Annotated in this window: 18 protein-coding genes; all 18 read left to right on the forward strand. The window is 47.8% G+C overall.

The window, feature by feature from the left end:
- Window positions 1-1,186 (forward strand): stage II sporulation protein D (gene spoIID, locus ABEW73_RS27705; protein WP_430206407.1); only part of this gene is annotated, 1,186 nt, incomplete at its 5' end.
- Between the two features lie 60 nt (window positions 1,187-1,246).
- Window positions 1,247-1,987, forward strand: a complete 741-nt coding sequence (locus ABEW73_RS27710) for a peptidoglycan DD-metalloendopeptidase family protein (protein WP_430170553.1) — start codon at window positions 1,247-1,249, stop codon at window positions 1,985-1,987.
- 263 nt (window positions 1,988-2,250) lie between these two features.
- Window positions 2,251-2,535 carry a sporulation transcriptional regulator SpoIIID gene (gene spoIIID / locus ABEW73_RS27715; protein WP_009594246.1) on the forward strand — a complete coding sequence of 95 codons (285 nt, stop codon included), beginning with the start codon at window positions 2,251-2,253 and terminating at the stop codon, window positions 2,533-2,535.
- A 196-nt stretch (window positions 2,536-2,731) separates the two neighbouring features.
- Entirely contained in the window at window positions 2,732-3,730 is a 999-nt protein-coding gene (locus tag ABEW73_RS27720; protein WP_430170559.1) for a rod shape-determining protein, read from the forward strand.
- A 270-nt stretch (window positions 3,731-4,000) separates the two neighbouring features.
- Window positions 4,001-4,882: a flagellar hook-basal body protein gene (locus ABEW73_RS27725; RefSeq protein WP_430170558.1), complete on the forward strand. Its 882-nt coding sequence runs from the start codon at window positions 4,001-4,003 to the stop codon at window positions 4,880-4,882.
- A gap of 66 nt (window positions 4,883-4,948) precedes the next feature.
- Window positions 4,949-5,773, forward strand: a complete 825-nt coding sequence (locus ABEW73_RS27730) for a flagellar hook-basal body protein (protein WP_430170551.1) — start codon at window positions 4,949-4,951, stop codon at window positions 5,771-5,773.
- 9 nt (window positions 5,774-5,782) lie between these two features.
- Complete coding sequence (locus tag ABEW73_RS27735) at window positions 5,783-5,983, forward strand: DNA-directed RNA polymerase subunit beta (protein WP_430170549.1); 201 nt, start codon at window positions 5,783-5,785, stop codon at window positions 5,981-5,983.
- Window positions 5,984-6,487: 504 nt separating this feature from the next.
- Window positions 6,488-6,919 carry a 3-hydroxyacyl-ACP dehydratase FabZ gene (fabZ, locus tag ABEW73_RS27740; RefSeq protein WP_098749219.1) on the forward strand — a complete coding sequence of 144 codons (432 nt, stop codon included), beginning with the start codon at window positions 6,488-6,490 and terminating at the stop codon, window positions 6,917-6,919.
- A gap of 45 nt (window positions 6,920-6,964) precedes the next feature.
- On the forward strand, window positions 6,965-8,683 hold the full coding sequence (locus tag ABEW73_RS27745; RefSeq protein WP_430170547.1) for a phospho-sugar mutase: 1,719 nt from the start codon (window positions 6,965-6,967) through the stop codon (window positions 8,681-8,683).
- Window positions 8,684-8,802: 119 nt separating this feature from the next.
- Window positions 8,803-10,827 (forward strand): DUF5693 family protein, encoded by a 2,025-nt coding sequence (locus ABEW73_RS27750; protein ID WP_430170545.1) that lies wholly within the window; start codon window positions 8,803-8,805, stop codon window positions 10,825-10,827.
- Window positions 10,797-12,053 (forward strand): polysaccharide pyruvyl transferase CsaB, encoded by a 1,257-nt coding sequence (gene csaB / locus ABEW73_RS27755; protein WP_430170544.1) that lies wholly within the window; start codon window positions 10,797-10,799, stop codon window positions 12,051-12,053. The genes ABEW73_RS27750 and csaB overlap by 31 nt, the downstream gene beginning before the upstream one ends.
- A 5-nt stretch (window positions 12,054-12,058) precedes the next feature.
- Complete coding sequence (locus ABEW73_RS27760; protein ID WP_430170542.1) at window positions 12,059-12,817, forward strand: WecB/TagA/CpsF family glycosyltransferase; 759 nt, start codon at window positions 12,059-12,061, stop codon at window positions 12,815-12,817.
- 113 nt (window positions 12,818-12,930) lie between these two features.
- The gene (locus tag ABEW73_RS27765) at window positions 12,931-14,055 is read left to right on the forward strand and encodes a glycosyltransferase family 4 protein (RefSeq protein WP_430170540.1); all 1,125 of its coding nucleotides are present in this window, start codon (window positions 12,931-12,933) and stop codon (window positions 14,053-14,055) included.
- A 217-nt stretch (window positions 14,056-14,272) separates the two neighbouring features.
- On the forward strand, window positions 14,273-17,911 hold the full coding sequence (locus ABEW73_RS27770) for an S-layer homology domain-containing protein (RefSeq protein WP_430170538.1): 3,639 nt from the start codon (window positions 14,273-14,275) through the stop codon (window positions 17,909-17,911).
- Window positions 17,912-18,161: 250 nt separating this feature from the next.
- The gene (locus ABEW73_RS27775) at window positions 18,162-18,506 is read left to right on the forward strand and encodes a hypothetical protein (RefSeq protein WP_127596360.1); all 345 of its coding nucleotides are present in this window, start codon (window positions 18,162-18,164) and stop codon (window positions 18,504-18,506) included.
- Window positions 18,507-18,873: 367 nt separating this feature from the next.
- Window positions 18,874-22,113, forward strand: coding sequence for an S-layer protein (locus tag ABEW73_RS27780; RefSeq protein WP_430170536.1), 3,240 nt, complete (start codon window positions 18,874-18,876; stop codon window positions 22,111-22,113).
- A gap of 185 nt (window positions 22,114-22,298) precedes the next feature.
- The gene (locus tag ABEW73_RS27785; RefSeq protein ID WP_430170534.1) at window positions 22,299-22,808 is read left to right on the forward strand and encodes a hypothetical protein; all 510 of its coding nucleotides are present in this window, start codon (window positions 22,299-22,301) and stop codon (window positions 22,806-22,808) included.
- A gap of 184 nt (window positions 22,809-22,992) precedes the next feature.
- Window positions 22,993-23,280 carry an alpha/beta-type small acid-soluble spore protein gene (locus tag ABEW73_RS27790; RefSeq protein WP_098749209.1) on the forward strand — a complete coding sequence of 96 codons (288 nt, stop codon included), beginning with the start codon at window positions 22,993-22,995 and terminating at the stop codon, window positions 23,278-23,280.
- Window positions 23,281-23,349 lie beyond the last annotated feature (69 nt).

Below are 23,349 nucleotides of genomic sequence, written 5' to 3' on the forward strand. Positions count from 1 at the left end.
GGGCCCGCATCCCGCGGCCGAGCCGCAGCGCTTCGCGCCAGCGGCAGCGGGCCGCGTGCCGCGCGGCGGCCGCACGTTCCGTGTGCGGCCTGCGCGCTGGGGGCGCCGCGGCTTTGCCGCGCGGCGCCCGGCCGCTGGAAGGCGGCGGGTGCGAGTGCACCCCGCCGTCTGGGCGGTGGCGGTGCTGCTGGCCTTGGCGCTGGCGCTGCCTCTGCTGGTGGTTGCCCCCGGCAACAACGCACCAGAGCCGCTGCCGCCCGGGCCGGCCCCGCTGCCTTCCGCCGAGCCGCAGGCGGCGGAAGAGCCCACGGTATCCGTCTATGTAACCAAGACGGATACCGTGGAGGAATTGCCGCTGGAACAATACCTCGTCGGCGTCCTGGCCGCCGAGATGCCGGCCGAGTTCCAGCTGGAGGCACTCAAGGCCCAGGCCATCGCGGCACGGACCTATATCGTGCAGCGGCTTGCATCCGGCGATCGCAGCGGCGTGCCGGACGGCAAGGCCGTGGTGACCGACACGGTCAGTCACCAGGCTTATATTGCCCAAGACGAACTTACGAAGGAATGGCAGCGACTGGGGAAGGTAGCAGAGCTGGCGAAGCTCCAGCAAGCGGTGAAGGAAACGGCAGGACTGGTAATGACGTATGAGGGGCAACCGATTACGGCTTCATTTTTCTCCACCAGTAACGGGTATACCGAAAATTCAGAGGATTATTGGAAGAACGAGATTCCCTATCTGCGAAGTGTAGAGAGTCCATGGGATAAACAGATTTCGCCGAAGTACAAGACAACAATCACGATGCCCCGTTCGGAATTCATAGGAAAGCTTGGCCTGACGGATGGAGCCGTACCGGTATCGGCAGGCGGGGATGGGGGGGCTTCTTTTTTGAAAGTACTCTCGTATACGCAAGGTCATCGAATTGAGAGGGTACGGGTTGGCGGCAAGAAGTTCACCGGTCGCGAGGTGAGAGAGAAGCTGGGGCTTCGATCCAGCCAATTCACCTTTCATATGAAAGACGGCGAGATGGAGATAACGACCTACGGCAACGGCCACGGCGTAGGCATGAGCCAATACGGAGCAGAGGGCATGGCCCGCGAAGGATATGAAGCTAAAGAGATTTTGGAGCACTATTATACGAATATTTCTTTTGACAAAACTTCAAATCTTCTCTCTTTAAAAAAATAATAGTTAGATTACGTATAAAAGAGTTGACCCCGGTAACAATGGTTACTGAGGTGATTGCAAATGAATGAACAGAACAAAAATAGTAAACCCCACGAAGAAACTCCTAAAACTGTGCAAGGAGATTCGGCGGTACCGTCATCTTCGTGGAAGAAAGCATTATCCAAACGGTGGGTGTTCCCGGCAGCATACTTAGCAGCAGCGGCAATTATACTAACCCTCGTGTGGGTCTACCAGGACGCCAGCCAAAAAACGCTGACACCACAAGGGGAAGAAACAACCGTATCAGAATCCGTACAAGGTTCAGAGAAACCTGCTGCAACGGAAGGCAATGATGGAGAAGCTGTAGAAGTGACGGCCAATGCGCAATCCATGATCTGGCCGGTAGCCGACGACGTGGCAGTCAGCATCGTCAAGCCTTACTTTGACGAGACGAACCCGGAAACGCATCAAGAGGCGATGGTGCAATATAATGACACCTTTACGCCGAATCTGGGAATCGACTTGGCTGCTGCGGATGACACGATGTTTGAAGTTCGTGCCGCACTGACAGGTAAAGTGACCCGTGTCGAGAATCATCCGGTTAACGGCAACGTCGTGGAAATTACGTCGGGTGATACGAAAACTGTGTACCAAAGCTTGAACGAAGTGAAAGTGAAGGAAGGCGCTGAAGTGAAGCAGGGCGATTCCATCGCGACTGCCGGACGCAGTGAGCTTGAGAAGGATCTCGGCAACCACGTGCACTTCGAAGTGTACGAGGGCGGGAAACTGGTCAACCCTGTGAGCGTGCTTCCGCAAAAATAATTTCATTTCTTTGTAGCCATGCGCCCACCGCGCACTTGAAGAGGGCAGGATCTTGTGATCCTGTCTTTTTTTTGTTGCGGGTTTGGACGGCAAGTCCAACCCTTGCTGCGCCTTGCATTGTGGACATTTTAGACTTGTCCGTCACGAGCATGTCCAGAAAATAAATGAGTCCAAGTAAGCTTGTCAGCCTTTGAAACCGCGAATATCCCGTCATGCCCCTCATATAATGTACCAAACTATCCACACAGTAGGGAGGCGGGAGCGTGCACGATTACATCAAAGAGCGGACCATTAAGATCGGACGCTGTATCGTGGAAACGAGGCATACGGTTCGAACTATAGCCAAAGAATTTGGCGTGTCGAAGAGCACGGTGCATAAGGACTTAACCGAACGTCTGCCGGAGATCAACCCGGACCTGGCGGATCAGGTGAAGCACATTCTCGAATACCACAAATCCATCCGCCATCTGAGAGGCGGAGAAGCTACCAAGATCAAGTACAAAAAAACCGGTAGCAACCGTGAACCGGTGGCCACGGCGAAATCCTGATTTTTTAGGGCTTTGGTCGCTAGATTGGCGTTGAATCCCTCCCCTAAAGTATGATATGTTAAAAGCTGGTATAGGATCGAAATATGGGACCTGTTTTGCTGAACATCATCATCGCTTGCTAGATTATGTCGAAGGATGGTTCGGTACAGAGAACAGACTCTTTTACCATAAAATAACACTTTGGGGGCTTTTCATGATGTTGAGCAAGGATATTGGAATCGATCTCGGAACGGCGAACGTGCTCATTCACGTAAAGGGGAAGGGGGTAGTGTTAGACGAACCTTCCGTTGTCACTATTGAGACCGACGCCAAACGAGTCCTTGCCGTCGGTGAGGAAGCACGGCGCATGATCGGGCGCACTCCCGGCAACATTACGGCGATCCGCCCGCTGAGGGACGGGGTCATCGCCGACTTCGAAATAACGGAAGCAATGCTGAAGTACTTTATTGATCGCGTGGGCGCGCGCAGTTGGCACAGCCGGCCCCGAATCCTCATCTGTGCACCGACGAACATTACTTCGGTGGAGCAGAAGGCGATACGGGAAGCGGCTGAGCGCAGCGGCGCAAGGGATGTGTTCCTGGAAGAAGAACCGAAGGCAGCGGCAATTGGCGCAGGGATGGATATTTTCCAACCGAGCGGTAACATGGTTGTGGACATCGGGGGCGGCACCACGGATGTGGCCGTCCTGTCCATGGGCGATGTTGTCACCGCTTCTTCGATTAAAATGGCAGGGGACAAGTTCGACGAGGCGATTACTAAGTACGTGAAGCAAAAATATAAATTACTGATCGGGGAACGAACGGCAGAAGATTTGAAGATGGCGATCGGAACGGTTCGTCCAGGCGGTAGACAAGCTGAGATGGATATTCGCGGACGCGATATGGTATCGGGACTGCCGTTTACCGTAACGGTGTCCTCAGCCGAAGTGCAGGAAGCTCTGTGGGATCCGGTGTCATCGATCGTACTCGCAGCCAAATCCGTATTGGAGCGGACGCCGCCGGAGCTGTCGGCGGACATTATCGATCGCGGCGTCATATTGACCGGCGGTGGCGCACTACTTCATGGTTTGGACGAGCTGTTGACCGACGAGCTGCGGGTGCCGGTGCTTGTGGCGGAGGATCCGATGCACTGTGTGGTTAAGGGAACGGGAATTATGCTGGATAATTTGGACAAGGTCGTAAAGAAAAAGTTCTAACCTTCCGATATAGATGATAGGAACGTGATGTTTGATTTTAAATCTGTATCCATACGATGCAGCTACATAAGTCTGCAACATACAATGGTCATGCTGAACAGCAGCGAAGAGGACGGAATTGTATTGGAAAAACGAAGTGGTCGCCTTTGTTTTCGGATTTCAACACTTGGGAAAATCAAACGAGAAATCCGAAAACAACAGCGATTGGAAATACAATCCGTCAGCGCAGCGGCCATTCATGCATCTATTTTTGGAAGGGAAGTGCCTTCATTGTTAAGAGGTCTATATACGGCAGCTTCAGGGATGATGACCCAGGAGCAGCGACATAATACGGTGACGCAGAACATTGCTAACGTCAACACGACGGGTTACAAGGCAACGAACAGCGTACAGCGTTCATTCCCCGAAGTGCTTGTCTCCATGATCGGCGGCAATGATTCGGCGAACGCGGGACGGAAGCTGGGCAAGTTCAACACCGGTGTTTACGCTGAGGAGAGCATATCGCTTTATACCGAGGGCGCGCTCCGGGAAACGGGCAAGACAACAGATTTTGCGCTGGTATCCTCTTTTACGGTACAGAATCCGGCAACGGGCCAAGCTTATCCGTTTGATGCTTCCGGCAGATATGTGGATGAGAACGGCGAGGTGATTTATCGGCCGGAAGGTTTTTTCACCGTTCGGAATGAGAACGGGGATATCCGTTACACCCGTAACGGCAGCTTCCGGGTTAGCCCGAATGGCAGCCTCTTGAGCGATAGTGGCTTTCAGGTTCTGGATAACAATAACAGACCGATTGTATTGACAGGTTCGGCGAGTAACTTTACAGTGAATGAGCAAGGAGAAATCATGGACGCAAAAGGCAATGGGACAGGCATCATTCTCGGAGTCAGCATCGTGAGCGAGCCTCATGGACTGATTCGTGAAGGTCACGGCGTGTTCCGCATGGCCGATCCGGACGGGGAAGTGCGTTTTATGGCACGCGGTGATAACGGAGTCATTCGTCAGGGATTTATTGAAGGGTCCAACGTGGACCCAACGCAATCGATGGTGGAATTGACTGCTGCGCTGCGCGCGTATGAAACGAACCAAAAAATCGTTCAGTATTACGACAGAACGCTGGAGAAGGCGGTCAATGAGATCGGCCGAGTCTAAGTTTGTCTGTAAGCAAGTAGGCAGCGCGCTGCTGTATGAAAATGTGAGCCCAATGGGAGGTAAGTGATGAACAACTCGATGATTAGCGCCATGGTGTCGATGAATGCCCTCCAGCAGCGGTTGGATGTCATTGCGGACAATATAGCAAACGTCAATACGGCTGGTTATAAAAAAAAGGAGGCTTCCTTTGAAGATGTGCTGACGCAGGTTCAGCGGCATCACAAGGATTTCGACCGGACGGGCCGTGCGACACCGCTTGGCTATACACTCGGGTATGGCATGAGACTATCTTCCGTTGTGCAGAACATGGAGCAGGGAGCCATGAAGGAAACCGGAAATCCGCTTGATCTGATGATTGATGGACAAGCCATGTTTGCCGTTCAGGGAGATGGCGCGATTGGATATACCCGCGAAGGCGGATTCCATGTATCTCCGGATGCTCGTAACCCTAAAAACCTGCTCCTGGTCAATTCACAAGGCTATCCTGTACTTGACGTGAACAATAAGCCAATCTCGCTTCCGGCCAAAGGGAAAGTTGCCATTAACGAGAAAGGACAGATTATCGTGGAGACCCCCACGGGACGTACGGCTCCTTATGCAACCTTGAAGCTGGTCGAGCTTGAGCGTCCGGAGGGCTTGGTCGCTGTCGGCGATAACCTGTTCGTCGTAGGAAACGGTTTGGCGGAAGGCGATGTATTCGATTTGACACCGGCGGCTCCAGGTGAGCCTCTTAAATCGAAGGTACTGTCCGGATTTATGGAACAATCGAATGTCAATTTGACCGACGAGATGACCAAAATGATGGAAGTTCAGCGGGCCTACCAGCTGACAGCACGTGCGCTTAGTTCAAGCGATACCATGATGAACCTTGCCAACACAATGCGAGGGTAGGTGGGCATCATGAGTGAAGCAAACGCCAATAAACGTTCCAAGACATCCGGATGGAAAATCGCTGTCCGTATCATGATTCCTGTATTGCTCGTATTGGCATTATTCGGAGGTATGGTCTTCGGATATGTTGTCCTCGGCGATCAGGAGCTCAGTGAAGTGTTTGAATGGGGCACATGGAGGCATGTTTTTGATTTGATTTTCGCACCGTGACGAGTGGTCAAGGTGAAACACAATTTCTTGAGATTAGATACCAAACTCCCTTTAAGGGAGTTTTCTTTTTTTGGGGTTAAACGGTATAATGGGATGGGACTTGCGTATTAACTTTGTCATTTCATGACAATGGACGGATGAATGTAAAATAACCCCACAAAGTGGAGCCTATGCTGCGATGCTTATTCCAAATACTTTGCGGGGACCCCAAAAAACTTGTAAAAGGGCCCTCTCCTCGTACACAAGTGTCCGATTGGAGAAAGCCCCTTATCTAAAACCTTCACTTCTGCAGCGGTGAAGGATATCCATCATTTTTTCCGCAGATCCTTCTTTTTATGCATATGATCTGAAATTCGTTAAGAAAACCTCAAGAGAAAGCATGATACAACCGTAAATAATACCTCCCGCGGCTTGAGAAAGCGGCACAGCGGAAGCAAATGGAACGAACACCCCTTTTCAAACGCTATGCTTGGCGGGTACGTACATAAGGAGGATTTTAATACTATGTTAAACATCAAACAGATTCAAGAAATTATTCCCCATCGCCCCCCGTTTTTGCTGGTCGATAAGATTGTGGAGATTGAGGACGGCAAACGAGCGGTTGGCATTAAGAACGTGACAATCAATGAACCTTTTTTTGTCGGGCATTTTCCTGAATATGCTGTTATGCCGGGAGTCCTGATAGTAGAAGCTTTGGCGCAAGTCGGCGCTGTCGCGATTCTCAATGTAGAGAGCAACCGGGGAAAGCTTGGCTTCTTGGCGGGCATTGACGGTTTCCGTTTCCGTGGGCAAGTAGTACCGGGAGATACGCTGCGGCTGGAAGTCGAGATCACTCGCTTGAAGGGCATGATTGGTAAAGGGAAAGCAACCGCGACGGTGGATGGACGTGTAGTTGCCGAGGGAGAGATTATGTTTGCTCTCGCGGATAAGGAGTAATTTTCAGACTATTCTTGTTTGGATGAGGAAGGGAGACTTTTTTTCATGTCAGAGATGAGTCAGAGAACAATCGATACGGTGCAACGTTGGTTGAATGATCCTTATATTGATGAGGAGACGAAACAGGAACTGCGTTCACTCGAGCACGATACCAAAGAGCTGGAGGAACGGTTTTATCGTGATCTGGAATTTGGAACGGGCGGTCTGCGCGGCGTCATTGGTGCAGGCAGCAACCGGATTAATAAATATACGGTAGGTCGCGCAACACAAGGCTTTGCACAATATATTCTGGAGGCTCATGGCACCGCAGAGGGCAAGCCTTCTGTGGTCATTGCCCATGATTCCCGGCATTTCTCGCCGGAATTTGCGTTAGAGGCTGCTTTGGTTCTGGCCGGAAACGGGATTGTAGCGAAATTGTATCCTTCCCTGCGATCAACACCGCAATTGTCATTCAGCGTGCGTCACTTGGGTGCTACCGGAGGGATTGTCATCACGGCAAGTCATAATCCGCCGGAATACAACGGTTATAAGGTGTACAACCGTGAAGGCGGTCAGTTGGTACCGCACGAAGCAGAGAACGTAATTGCCCGGATCCAGGAGGTCGATTCTTTCTCCGCGGTCAAAAGGCTGTCTCAGGCTGATGCAGAGGCTCAAGGCCTGCTGGTTTGGCTGGGGGAAGCAGAGGACCAGGCTTTTGTGGATACGGTGACGAATGTCAGCGTGAATCGGGAACTTATCGCATCCAAGCTTGGCGAGGATTTCAAGATCGTATTCACGCCGCTCCATGGAACAGGGCAAGCACCTGTAGAACGTGTGCTGCGCAACATCGGCTTTAAGCATATTCATGTTGTTCCGGAGCAGGCAGAGCCGGATGGAAACTTCTCCACCGTCAAGTCTCCCAATCCGGAGGAGCGGGAAGCTTTCACACTGGCGATGAAGCTTGGTGAGGAAGTGGGAGCTGACATTTTGATCGGGACGGATCCGGATGCGGATCGCATGGGGGCTGTCGTGAAGAACAGCCAGGGCGAATACGTCGTGCTGACAGGCAATCAATCCGGCGCAATTATGATCCACTATTTGCTGGGTCAATTGAAGGAAGCGGGTAAGCTGCCTAATAATGGTGCGGTTATCAAGACGATTGTAACGAGTGAGATGGGAGCGGCGATTGCAGAGCATTATGGAGCAACCGTCTTGAATACATTGACGGGCTTTAAATACATTGGGGAGAAAATGACCCAGTTTGAGGAGTCCGGCAGTCATACGTATCTGTTTGGTTATGAGGAGAGTTACGGCTATTTGGCTGGCAATTATGCCCGTGACAAGGATGCGGTATTAGCCTCGATGCTGATATGCGAAGCAGCCGCCTATTATAAAGGGCAAGGCAAGACCTTGTACGATGTGCTGCAAGAACTGTATGAGCAGTTCGGTTATTTCCTCGAGACACTGGAATCCCGGACGCTCAAGGGTAAGGATGGCGTCGCCCAGATTCAAGCGAAGATGTCCGATTGGCGCGACAATCCACCTGGGGAAGTCGGAACCGTGTCCGTTAAGCAGGTGCTTGATTATGCGGAAGGCCTGGACGGATTGCCAAAGGAAAATGTGTTGAAGTATTTGCTTGAAGACGGATCTTGGTTCTGCCTGAGACCTTCCGGTACCGAGCCGAAGATCAAAGTGTATTTTGCCGTGCGCGGCGAATCCATCACCGATGCGAAGCGCAAAATTCAATCGCTCTCGGATCAAGTCATGGCCCGGGTAGACGCTTAAACATAGATACATTTAATGAGAGAAGAGAACGAAGGGAATTTACGATGGTTGCTGCAAGGCCCAAGAGGACTGTTGCCCTCCATCGTAAATTTCCATAGGTTCGATGAGGAGGTACTTTCGTGGTTCAGAATTGGAAACGCTGGAACACAGCAGCCCGCAAGTGGCTGTGGATTCTGGTTGTTCTTGGCGTTGCAGCGGCCCTGCCGGTAGGTTATGACCGACTGCAAACAGAATCAACATCAAAAAAGGTAGAATTGGTGTTTGATTATCGGGATTTGTTGGATGTCGCGGTATATCAATCCAAGCCGCAGGATTTTGTATCCGAGCAGCTGGATCGCCTGAAAGATGCTGGCGTAATTAGTATGGCGCTATATGAAAGCACGCTGGACGAGCTGGTGAAATCGCGGCGAATATCGGTATATGACGGGCAGCAGGTCGCCGATCTGACAGGTACGACGGTCTCCCCGAACGAGAATTTTACGTATGTTTCGTTCCTGAACGAGGAAAGCGCGACTTATATTAAACCCATTATCGAAGAAGCCTACACAAGATTGGGTATTCCGGTAAGATCTTGGCAGTTCGAGCGTGGAGTAGATGGATTGGTGCTGGAAACTCCGCGATCCAATGCGGTCATCAAACCGTTGTCTCCAGACCCGATTACCATTGGCATGCTGCGAGAGAAGGGCTTTAACATCGTGCCGCGTCTGTCGGACAGTCTTCCGTATGATCAGGCCTATATGGAGAAGTTGATGGCGTACTTCGCGGAAAACGGCGTAAAACGAATTTTGTTTGAAGGTGATTCCGCCAAAGGCTTCAACGATAATGCCGACATGAAAAGCTTGGATTCCTTTGGTGAGCTTTTGAACCAACATGGTATCGGCCTCGTGGCGATTGAGAATATCAAGCGTCCGCAAAAAGGATTTACGAAGCTTGCCTATTTAACAGATTACAATGTCACCCGTATTTATTCCTTAAGCGAGCGGGATGCTAATCTGGAGCCTGAGGTTATTGGAGACCGTTTTGCTCTGGCTTCCAAAGACCGTAACATTCGAATGTTCTATTTAAACGCAGAGCCGAGCCGGGATATGACCAAAGCGTCCGTTACCCACCCGCTGGATAATCTGATTGACAGTTTGACAGGTTCGGGTCAGGCCATTAAGCAGATGGAGGACAATGGTTTCACCATGGGTCCAGCAGAGCCGTTTAAGGTAACCGACTCTTCCTTGCAGCGTTACTTCAAGCTTGGGGCTGTCGTCGGAGCTGTAGCTCTGATTTCGCTTATGGTTTCCTATTACATTCCTTTCCTTACAATTGCCGCTTTCCTGATCGGGCTTTTGGGCAGTGCGGGATTGTATGTTCTGAAACCGACATTACTGGAACAGGCCTTAGCTCTATTAGCCGCAATCAGTGCTCCAACGGTTGCCGTCATTCTGGCCATTCGCAAAGTCAATGAAACGCAGCAGAGCATACCAGAGATGAGTTCGGGCAGAAGAGTGACCCATTCGATCGTATTATTAGTAAAGACCACGATCTTGTCGCTCGCTGCTGTACCAATCGTTGTAGCGTTATTGAATAATGTGACCTACATGCTCGTTCTGGACCAGTTCCGCGGCGTGAATTTGCTGGCTGCGGCACCGATTGGGCTCATTGCAATCTACGTAGTTTTGTACCGCGGTGGATCGACTTACAACTCAATCCTGAAATTGCTTAAAACACCGATCTCACTGACATGGGTCATCGCGGCCGGTATTGTAGCTATCGTTGGTTGGTACTATCTCACACGTACAGGTAATGCAGGCACGGTGTCCCCGATCGAAATGACATTCCGTACATTCCTGGAAAATACGTTTGGCGTACGTCCGCGTAACAAGGAGTTCTTGCTAGCCCATCCAATGATGGTGCTTGGCGTCTTCCTGTCATTTAAATACCGTCACGCCGTTTACCTGCTCATTATCGGTGTGATGGGGCAGTTGTCGATGGTCGGAACATTCACGCATATTCACACGCCACTCTATATTTCGGCTATTCGCGTAGTACTGGGTCTTGGACTCGGCCTGATTATCGGATTGATCGCGATATTGGTATGGCAAGTGGCAGAAAGGATCTGGAAACGATGGTCTCCACTTCTAAGACAAAGACAATAGTCATTTCCGGATACTACGGATTCAAAAATAGCGGTGACGAGGCGGTCCTGAAATCTATCCTGACCGCCCTGGAACAGGAAGGAAAGGCGGCGGGAGTTGATATCGATCCCGTTGTACTTTCCATTGACCCGGAATGGACCTCAGCGGTATATGGGGTGAAGTCCGTACACCGGATGAAGCTGGGTGAAGTTCGACAGGCAATCAAGGAAAGTGACGGCTTGATCAGCGGCGGAGGAAGCTTGCTGCAGGATGCTACCAGTCCGAAGACGATCCCGTATTACTTGGGCGTCCTCAAGATCGCGCAGTGGCTCGGTAAACCGACGTTTATTTATGCCCAGGGCGTAGGTCCGGTCAACCGTAAGCTGTTTAATCCGATGATTCGCTCGATCTTCCGAAAATGCACGTATATCTCGGTGCGTGACATGCAGTCTGGCGAATTGCTTCAGTCCATGGGAATATCAGGGGAAGCCATTCACGTCGTGCCTGATCCGGTGATGGGCTTGCCGCTGCCAGAGGGCGAGGGCAAGGGTGTTCAGAGTGATTCCAGCCCGAGATCGACTCTGGAAGAGAACGGTGCTGCATCAGTTTCTTCTATAGAAGAACATCGTGAATCATTCGAAGAACCTTTCGTGCAGTCCTCATTATCAAATCGTGAGGTGGAAGGGGAAGATTCCCTACCGATTATCGGTATTTCGGTTCGGTATTGGCATCCGGAACGCAAAGAGCTGAAGGCTGCTGCGGAAGGGTTAAAGGCATTAGCCGCACAGCGTCGGGTACATCTTCGTTTTCTCCCTTTTTATCAGCCGGAGGATCTTGAGGCTTCGCAGTTTATTGCTAGCGGCATTGGCGATATTTCCACGAATGGTTCGAAAATCAGTTTCTATCGTGATGAGAAGCAGCCGCAGGACATGCTGCGAGAGGTTAGCCGTTGTGATATGATATTGGGCATGCGTCTGCATAGCCTGATCTATGCCGCGAATCAGCGTGTGCCGTTGCTCGGAATTTCCTATGATCCGAAAATCAATCACTTTTTGAAGCGGCTTGGCAGCGAACCTGTGGGAAGCAGTGAATTCCTTGACGCAGATACGTTAAAGGATCAGATGCTGAAGCTGCTGGATGATGCAGCGGCATGGAAAGCGGAGCACGGCGAGCAGATTACCTTATTGAAACAAGAGGCTGCTATGCCTGCACGCCACATTGCCCAATATTTACGCCATAGAGGATGATAAACATGAAACAGACCTATCCATTTCCTACCGTATCGGTGTTCGATGTTCCTTTTTCCAAGCTTAGTATGAAAGATACGGTGAAATTCCTGACAGAAGCCGTGCAGTCGAGACAGCCACACCATGTCATAACAGCAAATCCGATCATGGTGATGACGGCCGTAAACCATCCGGAATATAAACAGATGATGCAAAGTGCCGAAATCATCGTTCCGGATGGCACGGGGATCGTCTGGGCTGCCAGTGTGGGTGGCGAACCGCTGGAGGGGCGCGTAACCGGCTTTGAGCTGTTACATGAATTGTTGAAGGTCGGGGAAACCTATAGATGGAAGTTCTTTCTGCTGGGAACCACCGCCGAAGTGATTCAGGAAGCTGCCGAAAGGTTACAAATGCAATATCCGGCTGCCATTATATGCGGCTATCGGGACGGTTTTTTTGGACCTGATGAAGATGCTGCCGTCATTGAACAGATTCGGGCAGCCTCACCGGATATTTTGTTTGTCGCCCGTGGTGCGGACACTCAAGAGCCTTGGATTGCCCAGCACAAACAATCGCTTCAAGTTCCGGTTGTTATGGGAGTCGGGGGATCTTTTGATATTATCTCCGGCAAACTGAAGCGGGCACCGAAGGTATTCCAAAAGCTGCGTCTCGAATGGTTTTACCGCCTTCTGAAGGAGCCTACCCGTTACAAAAGAATGCTTGCGCTGCCGAAATTCGTAGTGAAAGTGCTGCGCGAGAAAGAAAACGTAACGAAATCGAGCTAAATGGCTCATTTCTGTGGGGATAATCCGGGATTTCACCGGAAATTGGTATTGGTTTTCGGACCCGAAGGGAGTATAATTCAACCGGTAGACAATATTGGGGGTCGAATGATTACATGTTAATGATATACATCATCGGGTTTATCGTATCGCTGACGCTCGCTCTGCTCTTAACGCCGCTTGTGAAGAAGTTTGCTGTTAAGATTGGTGCCGTTGACGTTCCTAATGCCCGCAAGGTTCATACCCGGATCATGCCCCGACTCGGGGGACTCGGCATTTATCTGGCTTTTATTATTGGACTAATTGCAGTTCTTCCTTTTCTTCCGGATAGCCTGTCGCCTCGCGATGCCAACTTTATGAAGGCATTTCTGATCGGCGGTTCCATGATCGTATTGATCGGAGCCTTGGATGATCGATTTGAACTTTCGGCCAAAGTGAAGTTTTTGGCTCAAATTGCAGCTGCTTGCGTAGTTGTATTCGGATTTAATATTACCGTGGACTTTGTAAATATACCTTTCCAGGACCGGTACTCCATGCTGGAGAGCTGGGTATCGATTCCACTGACGATCTTCTGGATTGTCGGCGTAACCAACGCGATTAATCTCATTGACGGACTGGATGGACTTGCGGCTGGTGTATCGGGCATTGCCATCGGCACGATTCTGGTCATGGCCGTCTTGATGGGCAATACCACCGTAGCCCTGCTCTGTCTGCTGCTTCTCGGCAGCATTATCGGGTTTCTGTTCTTCAACTTCCATCCGGCCAAGATTTTCATGGGGGATACGGGCTCATTATTCCTTGGATTTTGTTTGGCCATGCTATCCCTGCTCGGATTTAAACAGATTGCGATTGTATCCTTCATTACGCCGCTGATTATTATCGGTGTTCCGTTGTCCGATACGTTTTTCGCTATCATCCGTCGTAAAATCCAGAAGAAACCGATCTTCGCTCCAGACAAAGGACATCTGCATCACTGCCTGCGTGAGCTTGGGTTCAGTCACCGTCAGACGGTGTTGATCATTTATGTGATTGCTGCATTTTTCGGCGTACTGGCTGTCATTCAATCTTCGGCTGCCATGTATGAAGCAAACTGGGTGACCTTCGTCGTTATCTGCGTTATGATGTGTTTCATGCAGATCGGTGCTGAAATTATCGGACTGGTCGGCAAGACCAAACGACCGATTCTGGGACTGATCAATCGTATGCGAATGAAGGCAAATCCCGAAAGCCGCTCGAAGTAGAACTTATTCTTTTTCATGATGTGTCCGGATCGGACATGCCAGCCTCACCCAAAAAGGGTGAGGCTTTTTTGTGATTTTTGCTAAATAATAGGACACTCGTTTCCGATATATGAACTATGTGATAGAACCAATCTGTCAGTGAAAGCGAGGGGACACAGTGAACGACGTAATACCCAAAACGGACTCCCACGTCCGAATGATCAAGGAGGCACAACCGTTGAAGAAAAATTTCCGTACAATAGCAAGCCTGTTATTGGCCATTGCTATGTTCTTTTCCCTAATTCCGGCATTACCGGCTTCAGCAGCAAATGGAGCCTTGTATTTTCACTTTTCAAATCTAAGTACGGATCCGAATTCTCCAACACCGGAGAACCGGAATTCTATTTCGGTTTCGGGTACCTATAACGGCATTAACCCGAATACCATCTCGTATGAGATTAAACGCTTCGATGATACAACCACAGGCGGAACAGGTGTTAAGCCAATTCTGGACGAAGCAGCGAATACGTTCGAGTTCCTGAATGTGCAATTGAATCAGGGCGTGAATAAAATCATCGTATCCGGTATGAGTACGCAAGGTCAGCAGATGAGTGCCACGGCTTATGTGAAATTCTCCGACGTACCGGCTGTTTATGAAGTAGCGCTCAGTGATGGACGTGTCCTGGAAGAGAATGCTTCCAAGCCGGTTGTCGTTACGACGCAAACCGTCAGTATCTCAGTAAAAGCAACTAATGGCTCGAAAGGCGTGACCGTTAACGGCATGGCTATGTATCCGGGCGGTGGCGATACGTATTACTCCGCAGGGATCCAATTGCAGAAGGGTGTCAACGATCTGGTGATCGTCGTTAACTCGGAATCAAAAACCCAGACCATTAATAGACAGGTCGTTTATCATCCGACAGGCTCCTTGACGGTCAATCAACTGCAGATTGGCAACACCAAGATTGATGGGCAGGCCGTTGTAACCGGTACTGTTGACGGCGTCATCTCCGGTTATGTTATCATGGATGCTCCTCCGGCTGGTACGCCGGCGGTACCTCCAACTCTTGAAGTATCCGTATTTCCGACAGGATCCACGGTGCCAATCATGAGCTCAAATGCTACCGTAGGTGCAGCAAGCATCCTGGGAAACAGCTTGATGTATCCTTTTACAACTACTGGTACGGTTAGCATCACACAGAGCGGGGAGTATTTTGTTTATACAAAGGACTCTACTACTGGTTTCGATGTGAAAAATCCTTTCACTTATCGCGATGTCAATGCACCTACAATTAAGCAGGTGTATCAGCTATACGGTGTGACAGAGAGTGGCGGAACGGTAACAGCTACCTCCCAGTCCATTTTTCCAAGCGGTAACAATACCGTCCTTAACGAATTGCCGATCTACTTAATGGTGGAACAAGTGAACGCAGGCAATGCCGAGATTGAATCCAGCAAGGGCGGAGGCACGATTGCCCAGAAATTCACCTATAATGGCCACACGGTTTTTAAAATCACGAATCTGCCTTCTGGACAACAAAACCTGATCATCAAGGTCAGCAATGGATCGGGCGTCTCCGATACCAAGGTGATCCCGGTAACGTTCCTGTCCTCAACTTATATTGATATTTATCATTTGTATAACAATCAGGTGTTTAAGAATAGTACAGATTTCAATCAAGTAACGGGTCGGATTGTGAACTACACGGGAACATCAGGACTTACGATTTCCTTGAATGGTAACACTAAAGATTTGTCAGTGAATGGAAATGGTGAATTCAGCTTTACAGATACGGCGTTCCTGCAGCTGATTCCAGGTCCGAATACTTTGGTGGTCGCTGACAAGAGTGGGAAAATCTCGACAAAGCTTACACTGCTGTATTTTAGCGACACCCGTTCGGTGATCAAGAACATGATTCCTTTCCCGGTTGGTTCTGGAACAGAATCGGATCCAGATGGATTGTTCAGAGAAACGGCTGAGAATGCTTATAACACATATGAAAAGGCTCTGGGACTTCGCTTTGAGGTGGAATACACCGATGAGATCACAGTGAACCTTAGCCATCCAACGCCATCCATCTTTGCAGTGTTTACAAAAGACAATACAGGAACCTGGACTCTCTCTGGCGGGGCACTGAAGACGCAATTGGATGCCATTAATCAAGCAGATCACAGCCTGTACTATTCCATTGTTAATGGTTCAAACTCCAGCTCGGCTCGCGTTGTATTTAAAGAGCTCGCGCTTCCAGAGGTTGGATTGCAGGCAATCAGCATCGGTTCGCGTTATCAGTCGGTTACAACCACAGATACCATTGAAATTACTCGTGAGCGTGCGCCTTACGAAGTCCTTTCTCCTAGGCTCCCTAACGAAGGCGTATTGAAGCAGAACTTTGTAGAGGTAAGCATCAAGGCTGAAGGAGCTAGTTCCATTCTGATTGGCAAAACGCCAATGGTGAAATCCGAAATCAGCGACATTTTCCGTCTTGAGGTCAAGAACCTGAAAAACGGTAAAAATACGATTAAGTTCACGATCGAACAAGGCACCAAAAAGACGAGCGGGCAATTCGTTGTAACGTATACCGATGATGCAACGGAAGGCTCCCAGTTTAAAACGAATATTTCGAAGTCAGGTAAAGTAAAAGTATTTAAGGGTGATTTGTCTCTGTCCTTGCCAAAAGGCACGGTGCTTCAACAGGCAAAATCAAGTCCGAATGCAGAAGTGCCTACGATCAATTTGCTCGGCGAGCATGACATCCTGTTTGGTATTGCCAACCAGATCGATGGGCGGACCGTTAAGGCTTACAATCGAATTGGTGAAATCGAGAACGGTGTAGAAATGGATGGACGCCTGTCCCTCATTCCAGGGGATAACAACAATGCGTTCCGTTTCACTCCGGCAGCCCATTACGGCTATTCATCACCTCTTTACTGGCTGGATGCGGGTTCGCTTAATGCATACAGCAGCAACGTAGAGGACTTCAATGTAAAAGCAGCAGCGCATCCGTATGCGAAAGGGAACGAATTCCATCAACGCTTGATTCCCCAGAACTGGATGGAGTTGTCCCAAAAAGGTACAATTACCTTGAAATATGATTCTGCACTGGTGAATTCGGCTTCCAGCAACTTGGGCATTTGGTGGTATAACCCGTCCCAAGGAACTTGGATCAACATCGGCGGGAAAGTAGATGCCAAGAAGAAAACTGTGACGGCTCCATTTAAGGGATTTGGTTATTACGCAGTTAAATCCTTGCGTTATAGCTACTCCGATGCGATCTCGCATAAGACAGCCCGTAACGATATTGAATTGATGCTGGCGAGAGGATACATGAAGGCGTCGAAGACGGATGCATTCGGCGTGTATGATCCAATGACTCGCGGTGAATTAGCTACTATTATAGTGAAGCTGCTGGACATTCCGTTGGATTATGATACCGATAAGAACAAGCTCACTTTTGATGACATTTATCAGGAAAGTGTTGTCAATAGCATGCAGTGGGATTACCGTTATATTGAGACAGCTGCTAGAAAAGGAATCATTCGCGGCATTGCGCCACGAAGCTTTGCTCCGAATATGGAACTGACTCGTGAAGAAGCGGCCAACATGATTGCACGTGCGCTCAACCTGAAGATGGGTGAGATCGAAAAAGATAAAGCAGCACTTCAGAAGCAGTTCGAAGATGTCGGCAAAATCAAATCGAATTACTCTTATCCAGCCATTCTTGCTGTAAGTAAGGCCGGCATCATCACTGGTGTTGCCAACAGCTTGAAAGAAGGCGAGAAGAAACCGACGTATAACTTCAACCCGGATGCTGTTCTGAATCGTGCAGATACAGCGACGATCGTGAAGCGCATGATGAACAAACTTAAAATGATGTAGGCTATATAATAAGAAGAAACTGTAGGACAAAAGGAACGAGAGCAGACGGCTAACTTCTGGTGGCTGTGCTCTCGTTTTCTCATGTGTAAATTATGATGAATAAGGTTATATATAACATAATTAACAAGATCTTAAGGACGGTTTGATGGACCAAGAAACCGTTTACCAATATCTAATGTTTTGTAATTTCATGTAGAATACGCTACAATAGCGGAAGCACATACTATTTTTAGAGGGTGAAGATGAATTTATGAAGCCGATATTATCAAAAGCGCAGCTCGACTACATGAAGGCGAAGACCAAGTTCGAGGAAAAAGCCAAAGTGATGGAGAAGAAGATTGAGTTGGCTCGTGCCGCTCATGATGAGATAACTCAGGAAGTCATGGAGGGACTCGTTGTTGAGACAGGCTTTCATGATTCATTTAACGAAATGACAGCGGCTGAGAATGCGTTGATCCAATGGTCTCATACAACAATAAAACATGACAAAACATATCGTACGAATAAAGCGGAAATTGATATGATGTACGAAACGCTGCACAGCAATCCAGAGATGCGTGCACGAATTATCCAGCTTGCTATGAAGATTCGCTAGGATTCTACAAAGGGCGCCCACAGGGCGTCTTTTTTGTTGTCGTAATATGTAATTGACCTAATGTTATCCGAATCGAATATGATTTTGAAAATATTTTTAAAAAAACTTTGCAACAACCGCAACTTTTTGAGAAATCAAACGTTTATAATGTAGAACGCAATGAGGAACCCAAGATTATCCGAAACAAGAAACTTGTCTATTAATTAGAAAAATGTTCTTTACGGAGGTTGGGACTCGTTGTATAATACCTAGGTAGGATTAGGAATCTATTCTAGTTTGTAGTGTTCTCTCGTTAACAAGATTCTGTGATATCGTCACAGACATCATTTATGATTTATGCTCAACTCGGGAAAGGAGGTGCAGGACAATGAGTGATAAGAGCTACCAAATTAAAGAAAACAATCAAGTGATGATTCAAGGAGGAGAAAAAAAGGTTATGAAGAAAATTTTATCCGTAGCACTGTCTACAGCAATGGCATTCTCGATGTTTGCTTCTGTTGCATTCGGTGACGATGCGCTTAGCACACAACAGAAATTTGATGTACTGAAAGAAAAAGGGATCTTCGATGGTTATCCAGATGGAACTGCTGGTCTTGACAAAGAAATGACTCGCGGTGAGTTCGCGAAAGTTTTGGTAGGCATCATGGGTCTTGAGCCAATCCAAGGCAAAGCGTCTTTCAAAGACAAAAACTACAAAGCTGACAAATGGCCAGCTCCTTATGTAGAAGCAGTATACTCTGCAGGTATCATGGAAGGTAAGAACTTGACGAAAATGATCTTCGACTTTAACGGTAAAATCACCGTTCAAGAAATGGCGAAGGTTCTCGTTACAGCTCAAAAGCTTGATGTTCCAACAGAAACGAACAACAATGCTTCTGACTGGGCTAAAGGTTATGTTCAAGCAGCAATCAACGCTGGTTTGGTAGATGCTAAAACAAACCCTAAAGCTAACGCTTCCCGTTCCCAATTGGTTGAAGTTGCTTATACCATCTACCTGACTCAACAAAAACCAAAAGTGGTTTCTTATGAAGTAACTGAGAGTGGTAAAGTTGTAACTTTCAAACTTGCTAACAACGAAGAAGTGAAAGTTGAACTGGAAACAGCTCTGAAAGCTAACACTGCAACTGAAGTGAAGTTCAAACATAACAACTACGAGTACACTGAAAACGTGACTTGGGTTGTAACATCTGCAACTAAAGTTGAATCGGCAACTTCCACTAACTTGAAAGAAGTTGAGGTTGTATTTGACGGTAAAGTAGACAAAGCATCTGCTACTGACAAAAACAACTATGTCATCGATTCCAACTCTAAAGGAATCAAATCCATTACCGTATTGGAAGATGGCAAAACTGCACGTATCTTGTTGAACGAATCCAGCAAATTCGTACAAGGAACAACATACAAGATTGTTGTGAAGAATGTTAAAGGCGAGCAAGGCTCTACACTCCCACAAGGTGAAGTGTCTTTCACATCGTCCGACAACACGCTGCCAACAGTAACTGAAGTAAAAGCCCTCGGAACTAAAGTTATCAAGGTGACTTTCTCCGAGCCTGTTATCGCTCCATCCAGCAGCAACTTCCAACTGGATGACAAAATGTTTAGTGGAACTGTAACACAAGGCCCTAACCAAAGAGAAGTTATCCTTAGAGACTACACAGGTGGAATCTCTGTTGGCGCTCATAAGCTGACAACTTCCCTGGTTGAAGACTATGCAGGATTGAAATCTTTGGCTGACACTAAAGAATTCACGGTTGCTGTAGATACTGAAGGTCCAAAAGTTACTGAAATCTCCGCTACTTTGGAAAAAGTAACTGTAACATTCAATGAAGAAATCGACCCTGCTTCCGTAACAGAAGATAGCTTCTACTGGAAGTCTGGCGACAGCAAGAAAAAAGGTAAAGCAACTCAAATCGAATCAAACGTGTATGAAGTTGACTTTACTGCAAATCGTCTGCCAGGATATGAAACTAACCTATTCATTGAGGTTAAAGACTACTCCGGCAATGCAAACCCAGTGAAAGAACATAAAGTTACAGCAAGTATTGATCTGGTACAACCACGTGTACTTGAAACTACATTTGGCGTTGACAGAAAAGATACACTGACAGTTCGTTTTGACAAAGCAGTAGATGCTGCTGACAAAAAGTACTTCACTGTTAAAAAAGGTAGCGATGTTATTCCTGTGAACAATGTAGTGGCTGCTGATGCATCGAACAAAATCTTCTACGTTAGCTTCTTCAGTACTCTTGAAGGCACTTACGACCTGAAGGTTAAAGATGTAAAAGACAGAACAGCATTGCAAAACACTATGGTTGAATACGATGGTACATTCGTAGCTGCTGATAATGCTAATTTGAGAAACTTCTCTAACTACGATTGGAATGACGCAACCCGTAAGCTTGCTTTGCACTTTGGCAAAGAAATGGATATTACCACTACCCAAACCAAAGCTAACTACTACATCGATTTCCAAAAGAACGGTGGCGATGTACAACAGATCGCTTTGCCAACTGAAGTTGTACCTTCTGCAGTAAACGATGGTAAATCGGTTGTTCTTCAGTTCCCAGAGTTCATTAACGGAACTAGAGTAACATTTGGTGAGAATGGTACTGTTAAAAGAGTGTATGCATCTGGTCTTAAATCTAAAACTGGTCAAAACGTAGCTTGGATTAACGAACCATTGCTTCAAGCTAAAAACCAGCTGACTTGGACTGGAGCAAAACAAAAGGATGCTAAAACTTTTGAACTTGAATTCACTAATGTAATTGCTCATGCTTCAGTTAGTGATTTCACTGTCGATGGTTCCTACCCATCAGAAGTAAAAGTAGATGGAAACAAAGTAACATTGAAAACAAGCAGCGAGTATACTGGAGCAACAATCACCGTGTTTGCTAACAACTCCATTCAGACTTATTCTAACAACAAGCTTAACTTGTCTGGTAATGCTGTAATGACAGTTAAAAATGTTGTTGCTCCTAAAGTGAGCAAAGTTTCGAATAGAGTGGGTAACTCGTTTACAGTTACATTCTCTACTTATGTGGATGCTGTAGAAGGTTCTAACGTTGGAGATTTGAAGAATGACTTCATTCTTAGAGATCTTTCGAAGGATAACAACCCAGTCATTCCTGTAACTCAGTACACAACTAGTTATGCTAATGATACTGCGGGCAGCGTAGTAATCACACTTACTGATGCTAAACTGCTTCAAGATAATCCTCCGATTTCTGTGAAAGTTCGCAAGGATGCTCAGTACATTGTAGCTAAAGATTCAACTACTAAAGCTCTTGAATCGGATGAGTTTACAGTAAATGCACCTGCTGCACCAGCTGTAGAACCAGTAAAAGTTACAACTACAACTTATGATACATTGACTTCTACACTGACTGTTAATGTGGATAAGACTTTAAAAGGCATCGTTAATGGTAAAGTTTCGATTGGTACTAATAAAGGAACAACTTCTTATGATGCAGAATTGGCTGCTGACGGAAATTCCTTCAAAGTAGTAGTTCCTACGGAAGCTACCATTAATGGTGGAGAGCTGACTGCTAGTGTTGTTCTGAAAGGAAATGATAAGACAGTTGATTTGAAAGGTACTATTCAGTACTAAAATCGACTAGCTAAAATAAAGCTTAGCATCTAAGCTTTGACACACCGGAGAACGAAATGTTCTCCGGTGTGTTTTTTTAATTCTCCAAAGAAAACAATCCGTAGCCTTACCTATAGTAGGGTTGTTCAGTTCGAGTGTTTTCTTTATAGTTAAATAGAATAGAAAACTTAGGAGGAACAGATTATATGAAACCCTATTTGAAGGTTGGCTTGGCGGCGCTGACGATTGGAGCTGGCATATGGATTGGTGCAAGCTTTAACAACACCGCAACCGGCGCAGGGACCACCCCTGGCACCACCGACGACCCGGTCGTCACCAAAAGTTACGTAGACCAACAAATTCAGCAAGCGCTGAATGGCGGTGGTGGAGGGTCTACGAACCCAACAAATCCTACAAATCCAACTCAGCCATCACAAGGTACCGACGAAGTTAAGAACGTAGCGTTAAAACCAGGAAAGATTCTGATTGCCGATGCAGGAACAGAATTCATTGTTCGCTCAGGTAACGCTGTGATTTACACAGAAGTCGCTAGCGGCGTTGCAGACCTTACGGACGGCAAAGACCTGTTAAATGGAGAAACGGCGCCTAAGAACCATCTGCTTTCTTTTCCGCGTGAAGGTCGGGGCATCCAGGTGAAAGAAGGGCAGACAAGCAATCTGATTGTCATGGTCCGCGGCGGGTACACCATTAAGTAGAATCGACTAGGATACATTTGACTCCTGCTAATACTTGCTCTAACCTGCTGAGAGGCACGGCAACTTTTTTTCGGTATAATCCTCTTTATAATTATTGCCAGCTGTGACAACGTTTTATACGTGTGAGTGCTTTGAAATCGACAAATACTACTTCTGTAAAAACCAATACAGGAGGTGTATTTTCATGGCACGCAGCAGTCGTAACCGTCAAGTGGTACCGGAGAGTCGTGAAATGCTGAAGCAAATGAAATACGAAATTGCAGCAGAGTTTGGATTACCCGTGGGATATGGTAGCGGTTCCAATGGAGCCGATACGGAATTTGGTTCTGAGTTAGGAGCCATCGGAGGTGGATCCTCCAGCCGTCGTCCTGGATGGGGACATCTAACCTCCCGTGAGAACGGATCCGTTGGTGGAGAGATCACGAAACGTTTGGTTCGAAACGCTGAACAAAGTCTCTTCGGTAGACTGTAGTCGTTTTTTAGTTAAAAGCGGAACTTATCTTAGACTAACATCCGATTGAAAAACCCAAGAAAATCCTTG

This window comes from Paenibacillus lautus (genome assembly GCF_050482385.1).
Classification (GTDB): domain Bacteria; phylum Bacillota; class Bacilli; order Paenibacillales; family Paenibacillaceae; genus Paenibacillus_AQ; species Paenibacillus_AQ lautus_B.